The organism is Xanthomonas sp. SHU 199 (assembly GCF_000364665.1).
Taxonomy (GTDB): domain Bacteria; phylum Pseudomonadota; class Gammaproteobacteria; order Xanthomonadales; family Xanthomonadaceae; genus Xanthomonas_A; species Xanthomonas_A sontii.
Window position 1 is genome coordinate 1 of record NZ_AQOI01000024.1, and the last position, 392, is coordinate 392.

1 pseudogene is annotated in these 392 nt (G+C 64.5%); it reads right to left on the bottom strand.

Annotated elements, in window-relative coordinates:
- Window positions 1-392, bottom strand: a pseudogene (locus tag D183_RS26135) (IS5 family transposase); the annotation flags it as partial.

Here is a 392-nt window from a genome sequence, read left to right on the forward strand (position 1 = left end):
CCGGCCGGCCCTGGCTATCCACGGCCAAGTGGATCTTTGTGCTCAGGCCTCCTCGGGAGCGCCCCAGAGCCGAGTCCGAAGCCCCCCTTTTCCGGTCGCCGCCTGTGCATGCGCCCGGACGATGCTGCTATCGATCATCAGGTACTCGTTGTCTCGAGCCCGAGTCAGGCTCTGGAAAATCCGCTCCCAGACGCCCTTGGCGGCCCAACGGGTAAAGCGTTTGTGCACGCTTTTGTAGGCCCCGTAACGCGGCGGCAGATCACTCCAGCGTGCGCCGGAGCGCAACACCCACAGCACGCCATTGACGAAAGTCCGGTTGTCGGCTGCTGTGCGGCCCGGGTCACTGGCTTTGCCTGGAAGCAAGTCTTCGATCCGCTCCCATTGGCTCTGGG